Source organism: Paracoccus ferrooxidans (genome assembly GCF_029909815.1).
Classification (GTDB): Bacteria; Pseudomonadota; Alphaproteobacteria; order Rhodobacterales; family Rhodobacteraceae; genus Paracoccus; species Paracoccus versutus.
In genome coordinates this window covers 123,915-143,919 of record NZ_CP038198.1, presented here as the reverse complement: position 1 = coordinate 143,919, position 20,005 = coordinate 123,915, and the positions used below count along the sequence as shown (strand labels likewise).

17 protein-coding genes and 1 pseudogene are annotated in these 20,005 nt (G+C 68.2%); 10 read left to right on the top strand and 8 right to left on the bottom strand.

Translation table 11 applies throughout. The features are described 5' to 3' along the window. The first annotated feature begins 16 nt into the window (after window positions 1-16). A complete protein-coding gene (locus tag E3U26_RS00715; protein ID WP_499105140.1) occupies window positions 17-571 on the top strand; it encodes a TlpA disulfide reductase family protein in 555 nt (184 codons plus the stop codon). On the opposite strand, the gene E3U26_RS00710 is transcribed toward E3U26_RS00715, so the two are convergent. After that, complete coding sequence (locus tag E3U26_RS00710) at window positions 549-1,133, bottom strand: DNA-3-methyladenine glycosylase I (protein ID WP_036758380.1); 585 nt, start codon at window positions 1,131-1,133, stop codon at window positions 549-551. The two genes, E3U26_RS00715 and E3U26_RS00710, sit on opposite strands and share 23 nt — an antisense overlap. Window positions 1,134-1,225: 92 nt before the next feature. Between E3U26_RS00710 and E3U26_RS00705 the strand changes: the two genes are divergently transcribed. The 3 genes from E3U26_RS00705 to E3U26_RS00695 all read left to right on the top strand — a co-directional run bounded on the left by E3U26_RS00705 (window position 1,226) and on the right by E3U26_RS00695 (window position 4,330). Next, window positions 1,226-2,053 (top strand): EAL domain-containing protein, encoded by an 828-nt coding sequence (locus E3U26_RS00705; RefSeq protein ID WP_499105139.1) that lies wholly within the window; start codon window positions 1,226-1,228, stop codon window positions 2,051-2,053. Window positions 2,054-2,342: 289 nt separating this feature from the next. Next, a complete protein-coding gene (locus E3U26_RS00700; protein WP_214272820.1) occupies window positions 2,343-3,518 on the top strand; it encodes an acetyl-CoA C-acetyltransferase in 1,176 nt (391 codons plus the stop codon). Window positions 3,519-3,604: 86 nt separating this feature from the next. Then, window positions 3,605-4,330 (top strand): beta-ketoacyl-ACP reductase, encoded by a 726-nt coding sequence (locus tag E3U26_RS00695; protein ID WP_114536322.1) that lies wholly within the window; start codon window positions 3,605-3,607, stop codon window positions 4,328-4,330. A 98-nt stretch (window positions 4,331-4,428) separates the two neighbouring features. On the opposite strand, the gene E3U26_RS00690 is transcribed toward E3U26_RS00695, so the two are convergent. Genes E3U26_RS00690 through E3U26_RS00680 form a run of 3 tightly spaced genes read right to left on the bottom strand, consistent with a single transcriptional unit; the run spans window position 4,429 to window position 5,615 of the window. Then, window positions 4,429-4,593 carry a YdcH family protein gene (locus E3U26_RS00690; RefSeq protein WP_072461905.1) on the bottom strand — a complete coding sequence of 55 codons (165 nt, stop codon included), beginning with the start codon at window positions 4,591-4,593 and terminating at the stop codon, window positions 4,429-4,431. 58 nt (window positions 4,594-4,651) lie between these two features. Beyond that, window positions 4,652-5,410, bottom strand: a complete 759-nt coding sequence (locus tag E3U26_RS00685; RefSeq protein ID WP_499105138.1) for a tRNA1(Val) (adenine(37)-N6)-methyltransferase — start codon at window positions 5,408-5,410, stop codon at window positions 4,652-4,654. Then, window positions 5,403-5,615, bottom strand: coding sequence for a putative signal transducing protein (locus tag E3U26_RS00680; RefSeq protein WP_024845043.1), 213 nt, complete (start codon window positions 5,613-5,615; stop codon window positions 5,403-5,405). Before E3U26_RS00680 ends, E3U26_RS00685 begins: the two co-directional genes overlap by 8 nt. A gap of 75 nt (window positions 5,616-5,690) precedes the next feature. Here E3U26_RS00680 and E3U26_RS00675 point away from each other — a divergent pair, with 75 nt between their 5' ends. Further along, window positions 5,691-6,692, top strand: a complete 1,002-nt coding sequence (locus tag E3U26_RS00675; protein ID WP_072461903.1) for a polyprenyl synthetase family protein — start codon at window positions 5,691-5,693, stop codon at window positions 6,690-6,692. A 70-nt stretch (window positions 6,693-6,762) separates the two neighbouring features. On the opposite strand, the gene E3U26_RS00670 is transcribed toward E3U26_RS00675, so the two are convergent. Continuing rightward, window positions 6,763-8,208, bottom strand: a complete 1,446-nt coding sequence (locus E3U26_RS00670; protein WP_499105810.1) for an ammonium transporter — start codon at window positions 8,206-8,208, stop codon at window positions 6,763-6,765. A gap of 259 nt (window positions 8,209-8,467) precedes the next feature. Here E3U26_RS00670 and E3U26_RS00665 point away from each other — a divergent pair, with 259 nt between their 5' ends. Further along, window positions 8,468-10,798, top strand: coding sequence for a transglycosylase domain-containing protein (locus tag E3U26_RS00665; RefSeq protein WP_072461901.1), 2,331 nt, complete (start codon window positions 8,468-8,470; stop codon window positions 10,796-10,798). Between the two features lie 146 nt (window positions 10,799-10,944). On the opposite strand, the gene E3U26_RS00660 is transcribed toward E3U26_RS00665, so the two are convergent. Continuing rightward, window positions 10,945-11,541 (bottom strand): MlaC/ttg2D family ABC transporter substrate-binding protein, encoded by a 597-nt coding sequence (locus tag E3U26_RS00660; protein ID WP_072461900.1) that lies wholly within the window; start codon window positions 11,539-11,541, stop codon window positions 10,945-10,947. Continuing rightward, window positions 11,531-12,268, bottom strand: a complete 738-nt coding sequence (locus E3U26_RS00655; RefSeq protein WP_499105137.1) for an MlaA family lipoprotein — start codon at window positions 12,266-12,268, stop codon at window positions 11,531-11,533. Before E3U26_RS00655 ends, E3U26_RS00660 begins: the two co-directional genes overlap by 11 nt. A 160-nt stretch (window positions 12,269-12,428) precedes the next feature. Between E3U26_RS00655 and E3U26_RS00650 the strand changes: the two genes are divergently transcribed. Together E3U26_RS00650 and E3U26_RS00645 are read left to right on the top strand one after the other, a co-directional pair. Further along, window positions 12,429-14,171, top strand: a complete 1,743-nt coding sequence (locus E3U26_RS00650) for a type I secretion system permease/ATPase (RefSeq protein ID WP_036758360.1) — start codon at window positions 12,429-12,431, stop codon at window positions 14,169-14,171. 146 nt (window positions 14,172-14,317) lie between these two features. Next, complete coding sequence (locus E3U26_RS00645; protein ID WP_499105809.1) at window positions 14,318-15,562, top strand: HlyD family type I secretion periplasmic adaptor subunit; 1,245 nt, start codon at window positions 14,318-14,320, stop codon at window positions 15,560-15,562. A gap of 1,034 nt (window positions 15,563-16,596) precedes the next feature. Here the strand turns inward: E3U26_RS00645 and E3U26_RS00640 are convergent. Then, window positions 16,597-17,427, bottom strand: a complete 831-nt coding sequence (locus tag E3U26_RS00640) for a LysR family transcriptional regulator (RefSeq protein ID WP_499105135.1) — start codon at window positions 17,425-17,427, stop codon at window positions 16,597-16,599. Between the two features lie 113 nt (window positions 17,428-17,540). On the opposite strand from E3U26_RS00640, the pseudogene E3U26_RS00635 reads away from it, so the two are divergent. Both E3U26_RS00635 and E3U26_RS00630 read left to right on the top strand, forming a co-directional pair. After that, window positions 17,541-18,990, top strand: a pseudogene (locus E3U26_RS00635) (aldehyde dehydrogenase family protein). Continuing rightward, window positions 18,987-20,003: an amidohydrolase family protein gene (locus E3U26_RS00630; RefSeq protein WP_499105134.1), complete on the top strand. Its 1,017-nt coding sequence runs from the start codon at window positions 18,987-18,989 to the stop codon at window positions 20,001-20,003. The pseudogene E3U26_RS00635 and the gene E3U26_RS00630 overlap by 4 nt, the downstream one beginning before the upstream one ends. Window positions 20,004-20,005 lie beyond the last annotated feature (2 nt).

The following is a 20,005-nucleotide window of genomic DNA, read 5'->3' as shown; positions in this document are numbered from 1 at the left end:
TCCTTCGGGGGGTGGAATGCGTTGGCTGGTTCTTTATACGGCGCTGCTGATCGGTGCAAATGCGGGTTTCGGCCCGGCATTTGCCGGCGAAATCGACTGGCAGGCCGCGCATGACGGCGGGCTGGCCAAGCTGGCGCCGACCGATCCGACCCCGGTGCCCGCCACGACCTTCACCGACCCCGAGGGCGGCACGCACAGCCTGGCCGACTGGCGGGGCAAGGTGGTGCTGCTGAATTTCTGGGCGACCTGGTGCGCCCCCTGCCGCGAGGAAATGCCCTCGCTCGACGCCCTGCAGGCCGAGATGGGCGGCGCGGATTTCGAGGTGCTGGCCATCGCCGCCGGCCACAACCCGCCGCCCGCGGTCAGGAAATTCCTGGACGAGGAAGGCATCGCCCATCTGCCGGTGCATCTGGACCCGCGCCAGCAGCTGGCGCGCGAGATGGGGGTGATGGGCATGCCGGTGACGGTGCTGATCGACCGCGACGGCAACGAGATCGCGCGGCTGATCGGCGGCGCCGACTGGTCCTCGGAGACGGCGAAGGAACTGGTCAGGCAGGCGACAGCGCCCTGACGCGGGCATGGGCCGGGCAATGGGTCACGTGGTCGTTGACCAGCCCGCAGGCCTGCATGAAGGCATAGGTGATCACCGGCCCGCAAAAGTTGAAGCCGCGCTTTTTCAACGCCTTGGCCATGGCTTCGGATTGCGGCGTCCTGGCGGGAACCTGGCTCAGCGCGGTGAAGCGGTTCTGGATCGGCCGGCCGCCGACGAAGGACCAGATGAAGGGCGAAAACCCCTGCGATCCCTCGATCTCCAGAAACAGCCGCGCGCCCTTGACGGCCGCCTCGATCTTGCCGCGATGGCGGATGATGCCGGGGTTTTGCAGGGCCTGCCCCACCTCGGCCTCGCCCCAGGCGGCGACGCGCTCGGGGTCGAAGCCCTCGAAGGTCTCGCGAAAGGCCTCGCGCTTGCGCAGGATGGTGATCCAGCTCAGCCCGGCCTGGAAACCGTCCAGCACCAGCTTTTCCCAAAGCGCGCGCGAATCGTATTCCGGCACGCCCCATTCATGGTCGTGATAGGCGACGTAAAGCGGGTCGGAGCCGCACCAGGCGCAGCGTTCGGTCAGGTCGGGCAAGGATCCGTTAACCTCGAGTCGAGAATGCGGCTCCAGTTTACGCGATCTTAGGACATGATCGCCAGAGTGCCGTCGATGACAGGAGTCTTGGCATGACCGACAATATCGATTCGCGACTGGAAATGGGCTCTCCGCTGGATTTCGCCGTGGACCGGCAGTCGCGGGTGACAATGGCGACGGTGCGGCGCGCAGTATCGCGCGGCGACGCCGTCCTGGCCTATCAGCCGGTGGTGCAGGCGGATCGCACAGACCACGCGGCCTTCCACGAAGGGCTGATCCGAATCATCGACGAAACCGGGCGCATCGTGCCGCTGCGCGACTTCCTGCCGCTGGCCGAGACGACGGAACTGGGGCGGCAGATCGACTGCCTGGCGTTGTCGCTGGGGCTGAAATCCCTGGCCGAGGAGCCCTCGCTCAGGCTTTCGATCAACATGTCGGCGCGTTCCATCGGCTATCCGGCCTGGCTGCGCACGCTGCACGAAGGCATCGCCGGGGATGTGAGCATCGCCGAGCGGCTGATCCTGGAAATCACCGAAAGCTCGGCGATGGGCATGCCCGAACTGGTCGAGCAATTCATGCAGGAGTTGCAGGCCCAGGGCGTCAGCTTCGCGCTGGACGATTTCGGCGCCGGCTATACCTCGTTCCGCTACCTGCGCGATTTCTGCTTCGACATGGTCAAGATCGACGGGCAGTTCGTCCGCGACATCGCCATGCAGCGCGACAACCAGGTGCTGACGCGGGCGCTGCAATCCATTGCCCGGCATTTCGACATGTTCACCGTCGCGGAATCGGTCGAGACGGCCGAGGACGCCGCCTTCCTGATCGACATGGGCCTCGACTGCCTGCAGGGCTATTATTTCGGCGCCCCGACCATCGTGCCGCCCTGGAAATCGCCCAACACAGCCGCCCGGCGCAGCTAAACCCGATTCACCCGGCAGTAGAAACGCCTTGGCCCCCGCGACAACCGTTCCCGCGGCCCCGCCGGCGGGGGTGGGGATTTCCCGACCGACCGGCCGGCCTGCGCGGATCGGCAGGCGGGCTTGCCGGCGCCGCCGCGTGGCCCGCCTGGGCGGACGGGCGCTCAGCCGCCGCGGCGACGGGGCCTGTCGGGGGCGACGCAGCCGCAAGTCCGCTTGACCTCGGGTAACGAAACGGCAAACAGTCTTCCTGTCACCGATATTATCGGCCTATCTGGGAAGGAGCCCCGTCATGACCAAAGCCGTAATCGTTTCTGCCGCCCGCACCCCCGTCGGCAGCTTTCTGGGGTCCTTTGCGAACCTGCCGGCGCATGAGCTTGGCGCCATCGTCCTGAAGGCGGTCGTCGAACGCGCCGGGGTCGATCCTTCCGAAGTGTCCGAAACCATCCTGGGCCAGGTGCTGACCGCCGCCCAGGGCCAGAACCCCGCCCGCCAGGCGCATATCAAGGCCGGCTTCCCGCAGGAATCGGCGGCCTGGGTCATCAACCAGGTCTGCGGCTCGGGCCTGCGCACGGTGGCGCTGGCGGCGCAGCAGGTGCTGCTGGGCGACGCCCGGATCGTCGTGGCCGGCGGCCAGGAATCCATGTCGCTGGCGCCCCATGCCGCCTATATCCGCGCCGGGCAGAAGATGGGCGACATGAAGATGCTCGACACCATGATCAAGGACGGGCTCTGGGACGCCTTCCACGACTACCACATGGGCACCACGGCCGAGAACGTCGCCACGAAATGGGAGATCGCGCGGGCCGAGCAGGACCAGTTCGCCGTCGCCTCGCAGAACAAGGCCGAGGCCGCGCAGAAGGCCGGCAAGTTCGCCGACGAGATCGTGCCCGTGACCATCAAGTCCCGCAAGGGCGAGACCGTGGTCGATGCCGACGAATACATCCGCCACGGCGCCACGCTGGACGCGATGGAAAAGCTGCGCCCCGCCTTCAGCAAGGAGGGCAGCGTGACCGCCGCCAATGCCTCGGGGCTGAACGACGGCGCCGCCGCCGTGCTGGTCATGACCGAGGACGAGGCGGCGCGGCGCGGGCTGACGCCGCTGGCGCGCATCGCCTCCTACGCGACCGCCGGGGTGGACCCGCAGATCATGGGCACCGGCCCGATCCCCGCCAGCCGCAAGGCGCTGGAAAAGGCCGGCTGGTCGGTCGGCGACCTGGACCTGGTCGAGGCGAACGAGGCCTTTGCCGCCCAGGCCATCGCCGTGAACCGCGACATGGGCTGGGATCCCTCGATCGTGAACGTGAACGGCGGCGCCATCGCCATCGGCCACCCCATCGGCGCCTCGGGCTGCCGCATCCTGAACACGCTGCTGTTCGAAATGCAGCGCCGCGACGCGAAAAAGGGCCTGGCCACGCTGTGCATCGGCGGCGGCATGGGCGTCGCCCTGTGCCTCGAGCGTCCCTGAGCCGAAAAGGCGCGCGCAACTATCTTGCGCGCGCCACGCCAGTTCGGTAACACAATTTCACGACCATTTTCAAAGGGGGACGAAAAATGGCAAAAGTGGCCCTTGTGACCGGCGGGTCGCGCGGCATCGGCGCGGCGATCTCGAAGGCGTTGAAGGAGGCCGGCTATACGGTCGCGGCGAATTACGCCGGCAATGACGATGCCGCCCGCGCCTTTACCGAAGAAACCGGCATCAAGACCTACAAATGGTCGGTGGCGGATTACGACGCCTGCGCGGCGGGCATCAAGCAGGTCGAGGAAGAGCTTGGCCCCATCGCCGTGCTGGTCAACAATGCCGGCATCACCCGCGACTCGATGTTCCACAAGATGACGCCGCAGCAGTGGAAAGAGGTCATCGACACCAACCTGACGGGCCTGTTCAACATGACCCATCCGGTCTGGTCCGGCATGCGCGACCGCAAATACGGCCGCATCGTCAACATCAGCTCGATCAACGGCCAGAAGGGCCAGGCCGGCCAGGCGAACTATTCGGCGGCCAAGGCGGGCGACCTGGGCTTTACCAAGGCGCTGGCCCAGGAAGGCGCGCGCGCCGGCATCACCGTGAACGCGATCTGCCCCGGCTATATCGGCACCGAGATGGTCCGCGCCATCGACGAGAAGGTGCTGAACGAGCGCATCATCCCCCAGATCCCGGTCGGCCGCCTGGGCGAGCCCGAGGAAATCGCGCGCTGCGTGGTCTTCCTGGCCTCGGAGGATGCCGGCTTCATCACCGGCTCGACCATCAGCGCGAACGGCGGCCAGTTCTTCGTCTGAGCCGCCCCCCGACAGGCAACGGCCCGCGAGATGTCGCGGGCCGTTTCTCATTCCATGGTCGTGGCCTTCGGGCGGGCCAGGCCCGCCCGTGCCGCAGGTCAATGCGACAGGCGCGTGATCTCTTCCTTGAGGCGAAGTTTTTCCTTCTTCATCCGGGCGATGGTGAGGTCATCCGTGCCGGGGCTGCGATGCGCGGCCTCGATGGCGTTCGAAAGTGACTGATGTTTGCGGCGAAGCTCCTGCACATGGGATTCAACCGACATTCCGTCCTCCTCTTGGATTGATCGAACCAAGGGATTGCAGCATAGAATCGTCACATTGTCACCGGAAATTCGGCCCGCCGAGCGAAAGTGCCGCACCCTCGCGCAAAACCGCCTGCGCGGCCTTTGTCAGATCCTCTTCGTCGCCGGAATGTGACGGTTTTGCATGCATGACAAAGGGCGACAGCAGGCGCAGCGGCGCGCGCGCGCCCTTGCGGGCGCATGCGATGACGCGCCCCGCCTCGCGCCCCTCGCGCGCCGCGACTGGCAGGATCGTGATCGCCCCGGCCAGGGGTGAAAGCGCGGCCAGGATCTCGGCCAGCCGGTCGGCGCGCTGGATCAGCGTCAGCCAGCCGCCGGGCCGCAGGCGGCGCAGCCCGGCCTCGATCCACAGCGGCAGGGGCGTCGCCTCGTGCCGGGCGCGACCGCGGCCGGCATCGGGCGCCGGCGGGCCGCCGGTGAAATAGGGCGGGTTGGCGATCACATGGTCGAAGCTTTGGCCGCGCAGGGCGGTGGGCATCCGGGCCAGGTCGCCCTCATGCAGCTCGGCCGGGATGGCATTGGCTGCGGCATTGCGTCGCGCCAGCTCGGCATAGGCGGGCTGCAGTTCCAGCCCGGCCAGCCGCAGGCCCGGCACCCGCGCGCCCAGGCAGAGCATCGCCACCCCTGCCCCGCAGCCCAGTTCCAGCACGCTGTCGCCGGGCCGCGCCGGGCAAGCCGCCGCCAGCATCACCGCATCCGCCCCGGCGCGATAGCCGCGCGCGGGCTGTGCGAGGCGCAGCCGGCCGCCGAGGAACCCGTCCTCGCGCAGTTCAGTCATGGTGGATGCGATTGTCCCGCAGGATGGCGCGCGCCATGAACAGGTCGCGGTCCGCCACCATCAGCCGCCGCGGCAAGATGCCCAGCGAGCCCTCCAGCACGCTCATGTGCTGGTCCAGCGGAAAGGCATGGATCCCCTCGGCCGCCAGCAGGTCGGCGGCCCGGGTGATGAGAAGCGGGTCGGTGGTGCGCAGAAGCTCTTTCATGACATGGGAAAGTTACGCGGCTGTTGCGCATGTGTCCATGGCGTGGCAATGGCTGGCGGCGAAAGGGGATCGCTGATGGGCATGAACGAAAACGTCTCCAAGCCGCTCGACCGGCTCTCCGTGGAACTGGCCGGGGATATGGACCGGGTCAATGCGCTGATCCGCGAGCGCATGGCCAGCCGCCACGCCCCTCGCATTCCGGAAGTGACCGCGCATCTGGTCGAGGCCGGCGGCAAGCGGCTGCGGCCGATGCTGGTGCTGGCGGCGGCGCGGCTGTGCGGCTATGGCGGCGACAGCCATGTGCTGCTGGCCGCGGCGGTCGAGTTCATCCATACCGCGACGCTTCTGCACGACGACGTGGTCGATGAAAGCCAGCAGCGGCGCGGCCGGCCGACGGCCAACCTTCTGTGGGACAACAAGTCCAGCGTGCTGGTCGGCGACTACCTGTTCGCGCGCAGCTTCCAGCTGATGGCCGATACGGAAAGCATGCAGGTCATGCGCATCCTGGCCAATGCCAGCGCCACCATCGCCGAGGGCGAGGTGCTGCAGCTGACCGCCGCGCAGGACGTCTCGACCACCGAGGACACCTATATCCAGATCGTGCGCGGCAAGACCGCGGCGCTGTTTTCCGCCGCGACCGAGGCGGGGGCGGTGGTGGCCGGCGCCGACCCGGCGGTGCAGCAGGCGCTGTTCGACTATGGCGATGCGCTGGGGATCGCCTTCCAGATCGTGGACGACCTGCTGGATTACGGCGGCTCGACCACGACCATCGGCAAGAACGTCGGCGACGATTTCCGCGAGCGCAAGCTGACGCTGCCGGTGATCAAGGCCATCGCCCGCGCCGACGAGGCCGAGCGCGCCTTCTGGGAACGCACCATCGGCCAGGGCCGGCAGGACGAGGCCGACCTTGCCACCGCGCTGGAGATCCTGCGCCGCCGCGAGGCGCTGGAGGCCGCCCGCGCCGATGCGATCGCCTGGGCCGGCCGTGCCAAGGCCGCGCTGCAAGCCGCGCCCGACCAGCCCCTGCGCCGCATCCTGGCGGACCTGGCGGATTTCGTGGTCTCGCGCCTGTCCTGACCAAGGCCCCCCGCGCAAATGAAAAAGCCCGGCGCATGTGCCGGGCTTTTCCTTTGCCTGAAGCGCTGCCTCAGTTGTTATAGGCGTTCTCGCCATGGGTGGTGACGTCCAGGCCCTGCCGCTCGTCATTGCCCGAGACGCGCAGGCCGATCACCGCCTTGACGATCATCAGCGCGATGAACGAGACCACGGCCGACCAGACCACCGCTACGATCACGCCCAGCGTCTGGGTCATCACCTGGCCGGCGATGTCATAGCTGGCCGCGACCGATTCCGTCGCATAGTCGTAGATGCCCGAGCCGCCCAGCGAGGGCGCGGCGAAGACGCCGGTCAGGATGGCGCCGACGATGCCGCCCACGCCGTGGATGCCGAACACGTCCAGGCTTTCGTCCACGCCCAGCTTGGCCTTCAGGCTGATGACGAACCACATGCACAGGAAGCCCGCGGCCAGGCCGATGACGATGGCGCCCATGGGGCCGACGAAACCGGCGGCGGGCGTGATGCCGACCAGGCCGGCGATGGCGCCCGAGACCCCGCCCAGCAGCGAGGGATGGCCGCGCAGCAGCCATTCGCCAAAGGCCCAGGCCAGCGCGGCGGCGGCGGTGGCGACGGTGGTGTTCAGGATCGCCATGGCGGCGGTGCCGGTGGCCTCCATGTTCGAGCCGGCGTTGAAGCCGAACCAGCCGATCCACAGCAGGCAGCCGCCCAGGAAGGTGAAGGGCAGGTTGTGCGGCGCCATCAGCTCCTTGCCGTAGCCCAGCCGCGGGCCGACGACCAGCGCGGCGACCAGGCCGGCGACGCCGGCGTTGATATGGATGACCGTGCCGCCCGCGAAGTCCAGGTCGCCATGGCCGAAGAGGAAGCCGCCGGGCGCGTCGAAGGCCGAGGGGCCGCCCCACCACCAGACCATATGGGCCATCGGCAGGTAGGAGAAGAAGAACCAGATCACCACGAAGGCCAGCATGGCCGCGAATTTCATCCGCTCGACCGTGGCGCCGACGATCAGCGCCGGCGCGATGCAGGCGAAGGCCATCTGGAAGATGATGAAGACATATTCCGGCACATAGACGTTCGTCGTGAAGGTCTCGGCCAGGGACGAGGTGTCGACGCCGGCCAGGAACGCCTTGGAGAAGCCGCCGATGAACGGGGTCAGCCAGGTCGCCTCCTCGGCCGAGCCGGCGCCGGTGAAGGCCAGCGAATAGCCGAAGCAGACCCACAGGATCGACATGATGCAGAAGACGGTAAAGACCTGCATCAGCACCGACAGCATGTTCTTGGCGCGCACCAGCCCGCCGTAGAACAGCGCCAGCCCCGGAATGGACATGGCCATGACCAGGATGGCCGAAATCATCATCCAGGTGGTGTCGCCCTTGTCGACGATGGGCGCCAGGGTCTCGACGACGGCTTCGACGGTCGCCGCCGGGGCCTCGGCATCCTGCGCCAGGGCCGGCACCGCCAGCCCGATCAGCGGGAGGGCGAGCGCCGGGATCATGGGTTTGATCGCGGTTGGTCTCATCATGTTTCCTGCACCTTCTTTCTGCGTTGCAGCAGTTCCATGTCCCGGTCAGGAAACCCGCCGGCCCCGACCAGGCACAAGGTTTGTGCAGCTTTCGGCCCATCCCGCCCCTCGCCTGCCTGAATTTGGGGCAGGAATGCCGGGTTTTGCAGCCTGAGGCGGCAGTTCACTGATAGGTCATCTCGGTTCTCAAGCCCTTGGCTTTGATGTATGTTGCGCGCCAACGGGCCGGAGCAATCGGCCGGGCAGGAAAGCAGGCATGAAGAAACCGACCGGCAAGGGCCGCATTGTCGCGGACAAGCGCAATTTCGACCAAGCCCCTCAGAAAGCGCAGAAACGAACCGGCGGATCGTCCCCTGGCAAGCCGCCCAGGCGGCAGCGCGGCGGCAATGTGGTGACGCGGGGAATCGCGGGAATCATCGCGCTGGTGTGGCGGGTGGTCTGGGGTTCGTTCTGGCGGCTGGGGCTGACGGTGGCGCTGATTCTGCTGGCCGCCAGCTTCTATTTCTACACCACGCTGCCCGAACCTGCGGCGCTTTTCGACGGCCGTGCCCGCGGTTCCGTCACCATGCAGGATACCGAGGGCCGGGTCTTCGCCTGGCGTGGCGAAACTTTCGGCATGGTCAGCGCCGACAAGATCGCCCCGGTGCTGAAGGACGCGGTGGTCGCGACCGAGGACAAGCGATTCTATCGCCATCCGGGCGTGGACCCGCAGGGCATCGCCAGCGCCATCAAGATCAACATGGCCGCCGGCCGCGGCCCGCTGGAGGGCAACGGCGGCTCGACCATCACCCAGCAGGTCGCCAAGCTTCTGTGCCTGGGCGAGACCTTCGACCCGATCCGCTGGAAGTCCGAGGCCGATTTCGAGGCGGAATGCCGCAAGTCCTCGATCTGGCGCAAGGTCAAGGAAGTGCCCTATGCGCTGGCGATGGAGTTCAAATACTCCAAGCAGGACATCCTGAACATCTACATGAACCGCTCGTATCTGGGGGCGGGCGCACGCGGCTTCGAGGCGGCGGCGCAGCGCTATTTCGACAAGTCGGCGGCCGAGGTGAACGCGGCCGAGGCGGCGATGCTGGCCGGCCTGCTCAAGGCGCCCAGCTATTTCGCGCCGACCTCGAACCTGCAGCGCGCGCAGGACCGGGCCACGGTGATCCTGGGGCTGATGCACGACCAGGGCTATCTGGACGACAAGCAATTCGCCGAGGCCAAGGCGCAGCCGGCGGTGCTGTCCAAGGCGGCGGCGGCGCGGGCCGGCGGCTATTTCGCCGATTGGGTGATGGAATCCGGCCCCGGCTTCCTGACCAGCGAGACGACCGAGGACGTCACCATCACCACCACCTTCGACCAGCGCGTGCAACGCGCCGCCGAACGTGCGCTGAAGCGCATCTTCGACGAAAAGGTCGCCGAGGGCTCCAAGGCGCAGGCGGCCGTGGTGGTCATGTCGCCCGACGGCGCGGTGCGCGCGATGATCGGCGGGCGCGACAATACCGCGACCGGCACCTTCAACCGCGCGACCCAGGCCAAGCGGCAGACCGGCTCCAGCTTCAAGCCCTTCGTCTATGCCGCCGCGCTGGACCAGGGCTACAGCCCGAACGACACGGTGCTGGACGCGCCGCTGACCATCAACGTGCGCGGCTCGGGGCCGTGGTCGCCGCAGAACTACACCCGCCGCTATTCGGGCGAGGTGACGCTGACCCGCGCCCTGTCGCAATCGCTGAACACCGCCACCATCCGCCTGCAGGAAATCGCCGGCCGCGATGCCGTGCGCCGCGTGGCGCAGGATTTCGGCTTTGCCAGCGACCTGGCCAGCGGCCCCTCGCTGGGGCTCGGCGTGTCGGAATCGACGCTGCTGGCGATGACCGGCGCCTATGCCGGCATCCGCAACGGCGGCACCGCCGTCAGCCCCTATGGCCTGGTCGAGCTGCGCATCAAGGGCGACGACCAGGCGCTGATCGGCCAGGTCGGCGGCATGGGCCAGCGCGTGATCTCGCAAAAGGCGTCGCGCGAGCTGATCGGCATGATGCAGCAGGTGATCGAGCGCGGCACCGGCACCCGCGCCAGGCTGCCCGGCCGTCCGGCGGCGGGCAAGACCGGCACCACCTCGAGCTATCGCGACGCCTGGTTCATCGGCTTCACCGGCCAATATGTGACCGGGGTCTGGATGGGCTATGACGACAACACGCCGCTGAAGGGCGTGACCGGCGGCGGGCTGCCGGCCGAGATCTGGCAGGCGGTGATGACCGAGATCCACGAGGGCCTGCCGGTCGAGCCCCTGGGCAATTTCGCCTTCGATCCCGACAGCGCCGTGCCGCAGGTGGTCAGCACCGGCGGCGAGGGCGCGGCCGATCCGCTGGCCGCCGCGCTTTCCGAGGCGCTTGGCCAGCCTTCGCCGCAAGGCGGCCAGGCCCAGCCCTCGGCCGAGGCCGGGCGCGCCCTGCCCGACCCCGGCGTGCAGACGCCCGGCGGCCCGCCGACCTTCCCGGCCGAGACCGTCACCAGCGGCCCCGAGGCCGAGATGCCGCCGCCCGGCACCGACGACGCGCTGACCCAGGCGTTGCGCGGCATCGAAGGGGTCTATCAGCAATAGCAGGAAGGCCGGCCCCTGGGGGACCGGCCTTTTCCTTTGGTGGATGGGTTTGGCCCCTTTCTGCCGCGCTTGCGCGGGTTTGCACCGTTGCAGCGAGTATTTAAGGAACGAAGAAGCGCTTTTTCATGATCCTGGGCGGCGGGGGCTCAGCCCGCCTGTTGCAGGTCGGCGGTCAGCGCCGCCAGATCGCCCTTGCGCCGCGCCAGCATCGCCCCGATCTCGGCCCGTTCCGAGGCGAGCATGTTCACCCCCTCGATGATGATGTTGAAATAGCGGCTTTTCCCGGACTTGTCCGAGACATGCCACTCCACCTCCATCGGGCTGCGCCCCTTGAGATAGGCGACCGAGGTCACGGCAAAGAAGGATTTCACCGGCTTGGCGCCCGTCACCTCGATCTTCGAACCGATGAACTCGCGGAAGCGCTTGCCGTATTTGCGGCCGATATAGCCCTGGAACGCCTGGCGATAGGCGGCGAACTCGGCCCCGCCCGCCTGGCGCGCCGCCGGTCCCAGCGCCGAGCGGGCGATGATCTCGACATCCGCATAGCGCGCGAAGATCGCCTCGAAGGCGCGATACATCTGCGCCGGGGGCTGGCCGGAGTTGATGACGGCATAGACTTCGGCCAGGGATTTCTCGATCAGCGCCCGCGCCTCGCCGGTGTCGAGCGCCCAGGCGGGCCGGGCGGCGATGGCCAGTCCCGCGCCGACCAGGCCCAGGAAGCCGCGGCGGGTGTCATTCGGCATAAGGGTCAATGTGTTCTCCTTCCTCGCCCAGTTCGTGGCGGCGATGCTGCAACCAGATCAGCCGCGTCTGGGCATAACTATCGGCGCTTTCATGCAGGATGGAATCGACGGAATCGCCGAAACGGCCCCGTTCACCGGCTTTTGAGGCGAGCCGCGCCCCCATGCCGATCAGGTATTGGTCGCGGTTGAGCCAGCCGCGCATCGGGTCGATGGCCAGGTCGACGACGCGGCCCACCGCATCGCGCCCGGTCGAGGGGCCGATCAGCGGCAGTTCCAGATAGGGCCCCTCGCCGACGCCCCAGCGGGCAAGCGTCTGGCCGAAATCCGTATCCTCCTCGGGCAGGGCGAAATCGCTGGCGGCGGGGTCGAGGAAACCCGCCATGCCGACCGTGGTGTTCACCAGAAAGCGCAGGGTGCTGCGCGCCGCCGGCCCCGGCCTGCCCTGCAGCAGGTGGTTCACCACCCTGCCCGGCTGCGCCAGGTTCGCGCCGAAATTGCCAAGCCCCGCAACGGCATGGCTGCCGATCCCGCCGCCCTCGCCACCCTCGCCGCCCGACAGGCCGGCGCCCAGCGGCTTGACGACGCGCGCATCCAGCCCGCGGTTGAAGGCATGGACCTTGCGGTTCATCGGCTCATAGGGGTCATGGATGCCGTCGCCGTCGCGGTCCGAACAGGCCACCAGCGTCACGGTCGCGACAAGGAGAAGGGAAAAATTCCATGCAGACAAGCTTTTGATAACCTTCTGAAGCTAAGACTCGGCGGACCAGCGGCGATTCGCCTCGGGGCAGACGGCGGGGCGGCGGCGGACTGTTTCACGGCTGCGCTTTGGGATATGCGCTGGGGCGATTCCGGGCAAGCCCGGTCAGGATGACAAGGAAGGAACCGGCATGGCCTTGCCGCCGATGCGACATGACGGCCAAAGCGAGCTGAAATCCGCGCGCGGACTGGCCTGGCAGCTTTATGCCATGGTCGGCCTGTTCTCATTCGCGGTGAACCTGCTGATGCTGACCGGGCCGCTGTTCATGATGCAGGTCTATGACCGCGTCCTGGCCAGCCGCTCGGTCGAGACGCTGACGGCGCTGTTCCTGCTGGTCGCCTTTCTCTTCGCGCTGATGGGGGTGATCGACCTGGCGCGCAACCGCGTCATGTCCCGCATCGCCGCCCGCTTCCAGGAACGGATGGAGGGGCGGGTCTTCACCGCCGCCTTGCAGGACGGCCAGGCCGCCGGCTCGGAGCTGGTGGTGCGCGGCGGGATGCGCGATCTCGAGGCGGTGCAGCGGCTGATCGCCTCGCCGGTGCTGATGGCGCTGTTCGACCTGCCCTGGGCACCGTTCTTCCTGGCGGCGGTCTTCATCTTCCACCCGATCCTGGGCGCGGTGGCGACGGCCGGCATGGCGGTGCTGGTCGCGGCGACGCTGCTGAACCAATGGCTCAGCCGCGACCTGCTGCAGCAGGCGGGCATCGCCGGCCAGTCGGCCGAGCGCATGTCCGACCTCTACCGCGACGAGGGCGAGCTGATCGGCTCGCTCGGCATGCGGGCGGCGGCCTTCCGGCGCTGGCAGGCGGCCCGCGACAAGGCGACCGAGGCGACGCTGCGCGCCAGCGATCGCGCCACCAGCTTCACCGTCTTCTCCCGCACCTTCCGGCTGTTTCTGCAAAGCGCGCTCCTGGCCGCCGGCGCCTGGCTGGTGCTGCGCCAGGAGGTGACCCCGGGCGCCATGATCGCCTCGTCGATCCTGATGGGCCGGGCGCTGGCCCCGGTCGAGCAGGTGGTGGGCGGCTGGTCCATCGTCCAGCGCGCCCAGGACGGCTGGAAGCGGCTGGCCGAACTGCTCTCGCGCCGCCCGCCGGTCGTGCAGCGCACGCCCCTGCCGCGGCCCGAGGCCCGGCTCGAGGTGCGCAACCTGGCCGTCGTGCCCCCCGGCCAGGGGGCGGCGATGCTGCGCGGGGTCAGCTTCGACCTTGCCCCCGGCCAGGCGTTGGGGGTGATCGGCCCCTCGGGCGCCGGCAAGACCACGCTGGCGCGGGCGCTGATCGCCGCCTGGCCCGTCGCCTCGGGCTCGATCCGGCTCGGGGGCGCGACGCTGGACCAATACGACCCGGACGCGCTTGGCCGGCTGATCGGCTATCTGCCGCAGCAGGTCACGCTGTTCGACGGCACCATCGCGGAAAACATCGCCCGCCTCTCGCCCCAGCCCGATCCGCAGCGCGTCGTCGCCGCGGCCACGGCCGCCGCCGCGCATCGCATGATCCTGGACCTGCCGCAGGGCTACGACACCCGCGTCAGCCAGGCCGGCGGACAGCTTTCCGGCGGCCAGATCCAGCGCATCGGCCTTGCCCGCGCGCTTTACGCCGACCCGGTGATCTTCGTCCTGGACGAGCCGAACTCGAACCTCGACAACGAGGGATCGACGGCGTTGAACCTCGCCATCCGCACCATCAAGGCCCGCGGCGGCGCAGTCATCATCATGGCGCATCGCCCGGCGGCGATCACCGAATGCGATCTGCTGCTGGTGCTGGACCAGGGCCTGCGCCGCGCCTTCGGCCCGCGCGACGAGGTGCTGAAATCCCTGGTCAAGAACGCCGAGCAGATCGCCCGTGCCCAGGGCCACGGCGGAGGGGTGACATGAACGATCCGAATCAGCCCGCCGAGGCCACGCCGCATCTGCGCGCCCAGCCGACCGCCGCGCCGGCCCCGCATCCGGCCCCGGCGCCACCGCCGTCCAGCCGCCCCGACTGGTCGGCGCGTGGCCCGGTCATCCTGGGCCTGGCGGCGATGCTGGTGCTGGTCGGCGGCTTCGGGCTCTGGTCCTGGACCGCGCGCATCGCCGGCGCCGTGGTGGCGCCCGGCCAGGTCGAGGTCGAGCAGCGCCGCCAGGTCGTCCAGCACCCCGATGGCGGGGTCGTGGCCGAGATCCTGATCCACGACGGCGCAAGCGTGACCGCCGGCCAGCCGCTGATCCGGCTGGACGGCGCGCTTCTGGGCACCGAACTCGCCATCGTCGAGGGGCAGTATTTCGAGATCCTCGCCCGCCGCGGCCGGCTCGAGGCCGAGCGTGCCGACCGCAAGCAGATCGCCTTCCCGCCCGAACTGGTCGAGGCCGCCGCCAGCCGCCCCGAACTCGCCGCGCTGATGGAGGGGCAGGCCAGCCTGTTCCGGGCCCGGCTCGACACGCTGGAGCAATCGCTGGGCCAGTTGGCCAAGCAATCCGAACAGGTGCAGGCGCAGATCGGCGGCGTGGACGCGCAGACCCAGGCGCTGGAGCAGCAGCGCGGCTTCATCGCCCAGGAATTGCGCGACCAGCGATCCTTGCTGGAAAAGGGCCTGGCGCAGGCCCCGCGCGTGCTGGCGCTGGAACGCGAGGCCGCCCGGCTCGACGGGCTTCTGGGCGAGGCGACGGCGACGCGCGCCCGCGCGGTGACGCAGCTGGCCGAAATCGACCTGTCGCGGCTGGAAAAGACCGCGACCCGCCGCGAAGCCGCCGAAACCGAGCTGCGTGAGCTGGGCTATCGCGAGCTGGAACTGGCCGAGCGCCGCCGCGCGCTGGCCGAGCGCATCGCCAGGCTGGACATCCGCGCGCCGGTCTCGGGCGTGGTGCAGGAATTGCAGATCACCACCCCGCGCTCGGTGATCCGCCCGGCCGATCCGATCCTGTTCATCATCCCGCAGGACCGACCGCTGCTGGTTGCCGCCCGCATCGCCACCATCAACATCGACGAGGTCCACGCCGGACAAAAGGTAGTGCTGCGCTTCTCGTCCTTCTCCTCGCGCACCACGCCCGAGATCGACGGGATGCTCAGCCGCGTCTCGCCCGACACGCTGGTCGACCCGGCGACGCATGTGCCCTATTACCGCGGCGAGGTGACGATCCCCGCCGCCGAGGCCGAAAAGCTGAAGGGTCTGGAACTGGTGCCCGGCATGCCGGTCGAGGTCTATGTCCAGACCGGCGAACGCAGCCCGATGGCCTATCTGGTCAAGCCCCTGACGGATTACTTCACCCGCGCCTTCCGCGAGAACTGAAAAGGCCCCCGACCCCCGTCATTCTTCCTTGCCCAAATATCCCGGGGGAGTCGCGCACCAGCGCGACGGGGGCAGAGCCCCCGCCTTGCCCGCCGCCAACGCAAGGGGCATCAGCATGATGTAACTGCCGGTTGCTTCGCCGTCCGGCGCGTGGATCAGCCTGCCAGGGCTGCGTATGGCGGTGGTGATGGCAATCCCAGACCATCCAGAGACCGCCTCCACCGCCACCATTCTCCGGCCCCACTTGCCCCCCTTTCCCGCTAGTTAAGGCTAGCCCTACCCTGGGCCGTCGCGTGCGCTGCCTCGACTGCGCCGGTTCGCAAGCGTTCCTCGCCGCGCCCGATGTCGACGCGCAACTCGTCAGCCATCTCGGCCTGCGGTCAATTATCGATCCGCGCCACGCTGTATGTAACCAATAATGAAGGCTATCGGCCGTTCACGCAGATTGCATCGTTTCGCACGCGTCGGCCTTGCACCGCCGATCGCGGTGATACCCAGGATAGACAGGATCGATGCAAGCCAGGTTAATCTTGGATTATTGGGACATAGTTACGCTGCGGAGACCCGCCCGGTGCTTTCTGATATACATCGGCTCATATGGATGGGCTTTACGGTGATCCAGGGAATGCTGCCATCATTCGATGACGGACAACATCCCGGACCGCCGGGGTTGATCTGCCCGTCGACCCCGCGAACCTGTAACAGCGGGCCTGCGTCAGCGAAGGAAGCGGCGGTGAGCTCCACATCGTTGGTCGAGCCCCGCCCCTCGGGCACTTCACGCCGGCCGATCCCGGACTCAGCCCGGCGTCACACGCTCGGCCCGGACCATCGGGCTGGACTGGGTCCCGACTTGCCACCTGTGCCACGGACGAAAAAAACCGGACCGCCGGACCTGTGGGACCAGCGATGCGTCCGGCGGGGCCGGCAGCGACGCGGGACCGAGGCGTTGCCCACACGAGCTGGGCTGCCGCCGGCTGAAATCCGGAACGCAGGCCCGGATCCTGCCCGAATCCAGGTCAGGCGCCGATCAGGTCTCAGAGGGCTTGTGCGGCAGGGCTGAGATGCCGGTCCCTGCTGTGCATCTTCCTCAGCTCGCGCCAGCTTTCGGGGTCCCGTGGGACAACGAATTCCAACTGCTCGGGGCTGTGATAGATGGCACTTTCCGGCAGGACCGTGGCGCCCAGCCCGCTGCGGACGAAGGCCAGAAGGGCGGTAGTGTTGCGCGCTTCCAGATTGCAATGCAGCAGCAGGCCGGAAACCAGCTCGGACGCGACCAGGTGGCAAAGCGGGTTCTCGATCAGCGGCTCCAACTCCAGCAGTTCCCATGACCGGGCGGCACCCGAGCCGACCGCCTGCGAGATCGGCCCGCCCGCCCGGCAGACGATGCCGAGCGCGTCGCGCCGGATCACCTCGCCGATCTGCTGGTCCTCGGCCGAGGTCGAGAGGATGCCGATATCCGCCTCGTCCAGCTTGATGCGGCGGTGGACGGTCGCGGTATCGACATCGCTGATCTCCAGCCGCACATCGGGCCGCTGGCGGCGGAAGCGGGCGATGATCTCGGGCAGCAGGTCCATGGTCGCCGAGGGCACGGCGGCGATGCGCACCAGGCCCGCCGTGGACTTGGCATGCCGGCGGATCGCCGAGGCGCTGCGGTCGAAGGCGTCCAGCGCCCGGTTCGCCTCTTCCAGCACCAGCGCGCCCAGGGGCGTCAGGCGGTTCTTGCGGTCGGTCTCGAACAGCTCGGCGCCCAGATTGTCCTGCAATTGCGACAGCATCATCGAGTCCGCCGAGGGCGTGCGGCCCAGAACCGCCGAGGCGCGGCCAAGCGAGCCTGCCTCGGCCACGACCTGAAAGACGCGCAGCATTTCGAGCTTGATTGATATTCAGAAATTCTGAAATAAACTTCAATTATTTAAGATTAATTGAAATAACCCGGAAGTCTATCTGTTTTCGGCAAATGCAGACCGGAGGCAGATCCATGACCGAGACCAGACTCTACATCGACGGCCAATGGCAGTCCGGCGCGACCACGGTGGAAAACCGCAATCCCTCGGACCTGGGCGATGTGATCGGCCAGTTCGCGCAGGCCAGCGCCGGGCAGCTGGACGAGGCGCTGGCGGCGGCGCGCCGCGCGCAGCCGGCATGGTGGGCGGCCGGCATCCAGAAACGGCACGACGTGCTGATGGCCATCGGCACCGAGCTGATGGCACGGGCCGAGGAGATCGGCCGCATGATCGCGCGCGAAGAGGGCAAGCCGCTGGCCGAGGGCAAGGGCGAGGTCTATCGCGCCGGCCAGTTCTTCACCTATTCGGCGGCCGAGGCTGCGCAACCAGGGCGACCTGGCCGAAAGCGTCCGGCCGGGCATCGAGATCGACGTGCGGCGCGAGCCGGTGGGCGTGGTGGCGATCATCTCGCCCTGGAACTTCCCGGTCGCCACGCCGGCCTGGAAGATCGCCCCGGCGCTGGCCTATGGCAATGCCGTGGTCTGGAAACCGGCGAACCTGACCCCAGCCAGCGCCATCATGCTGGCCGAGATCATCGCCCGGCAGGACATTCCGAAAGGCGTCTTCAATCTTGTCGCCGATCCGGGCCGCGAGGTCGGGCAGCAGCTGGTCGAAAGCCCGCTGGTCGATGCGATCAGCTTCACCGGCTCGGTCCCGGTCGGGCGCGGCATCGCCGCCGCGGCCACTGCCAACATGACCAAGCTGCAGATGGAGATGGGCTCGAAGAACCCGATGCTGGTCATGGAGGATGCCGATCTGGACCTGGCCGTCGCCCATGCCGCCAATGCGGCCTTCGGCGGCACCGGGCAGAAATGCACCGCCGCCTCGCGGCTGATCGTGCATGAGACGGTCCACGACGCCTTCGTCGAGCGGCTGGTGGCGGCGGCCAGGGCGCCGAAGGTCGGCCATGCGCTGGACCAGGGCAGGCAGATCGGCCCGGTGGTCAGCGAAGGACAGTTGCAACAGAACCTCGACTATATCCGCATCGGCCAAGAGGAAGGCGCCGAACTGCTTTGCGGGGGCGACCGGCTGGAGCGGGCCACGCCGGGCCATTACATGGCCCCCGCCGTCCTTGCCGGCACCCGCAACGACATGCGCATCAACCGCGAGGAGATGTTCGCGCCGATCACCTGCGTCATCCGCGCCGGCAGCTATGACGAGGCGCTGGCCATCGCCAATGACAGCGCCTTCGGGCTAACGGCGGGCATCATGACCCGCAGCCTGGCGCGCGCCAGCCATTTCCGCGCCAACATGCGGCCGGGCTGCGTGATGGTGAACCTGCCGACGGCCGGCACCGACTACCACGTCCCGTTCGGCGGTCGCGGCGCCTCCAGCTTCGGCCCGCGCGAACAGGGCCGCTACTATGCCGCCGAGTTCTATACCACCGTGAAGACCGCCTATGTCGCGGCGGGGGTGCCGGAATGAGCCGCGCGCCACTGATCGACGGGCTGCAATATGCCAACTGGTCGGAAGGCATCTTCCGCCAGATGCGCCAGGGCGGGCTGGACGCCGCGCATGTCACCATCACCTATCACGAGACCTTCCGCGAGACGGTGCTGAACATCGAGCGCTGGAACCGCTGGTTCGAGCGTTTCCCCGAACTGATCCTGCACGGCCGCAGCGCCGCGGACATCCGGCTGGCGCAAGAGACCGGGCGCACGGCGATCTTCTTCGGCGCGCAGAACCCGTCCTGCATCGAGGACGATATCGGCCTGGTCGAGATCCTGCATAGCCTGGGGCTGCGCTTCATGCAGCTGAGCTACAACAACCAGTCGCTGCTCGCCTCGGGCTGCTACGAGGCCGAGGATACCGGCCTGACCCGCATGGGCCGCGAGGTGGTGGCCGAGATGAACCGGGTCGGCCTGGTCGTAGACATGAGCCATTCCGGCGACCGCTCGACGCTGGAGGCCATCGAGCATTCCGGCCGCCCCATCGCCATCACCCATGCCAATGCGAAAAGCTGGCATCCGGCGCTGCGCAACAAGACCGACGAGGTGCTGCGGGCGCTCGGCCAATCAGGGGGCATGCTGGGGGTATCCACCTATCCGCATCACCTGCGCAACGGCAGCGCCTGCACATTGCAGGATTTCTGCGACATGATCGCACGCACGGCGGACATCACCGGGCCGCAGAACATCGGCATCGGCACCGACCTGTGCCAGGACCAGCCGGATTCCATCGTCGAATGGATGCGGGTCGGGCGCTGGACCAAGGGCATGGATTACGGCGAAGGCGGCGCCGAGGTGCCGGGCTTTCCCGCGACGGTGACCTGGCACCGCGACAATCGCGATCTGGCGGGCTTTGCCGAGGGGCTGCGCAAGGCCGGCCTGTCCCAGCCCGAGATCGACGGCGTGATGGGCGGCAGCTGGGCGCGTTTCTATGCCGAAAGCTTCGGGCCGCTCGACGCCCGCACACCGATCCAGCGGGCGGCCGAATAGCG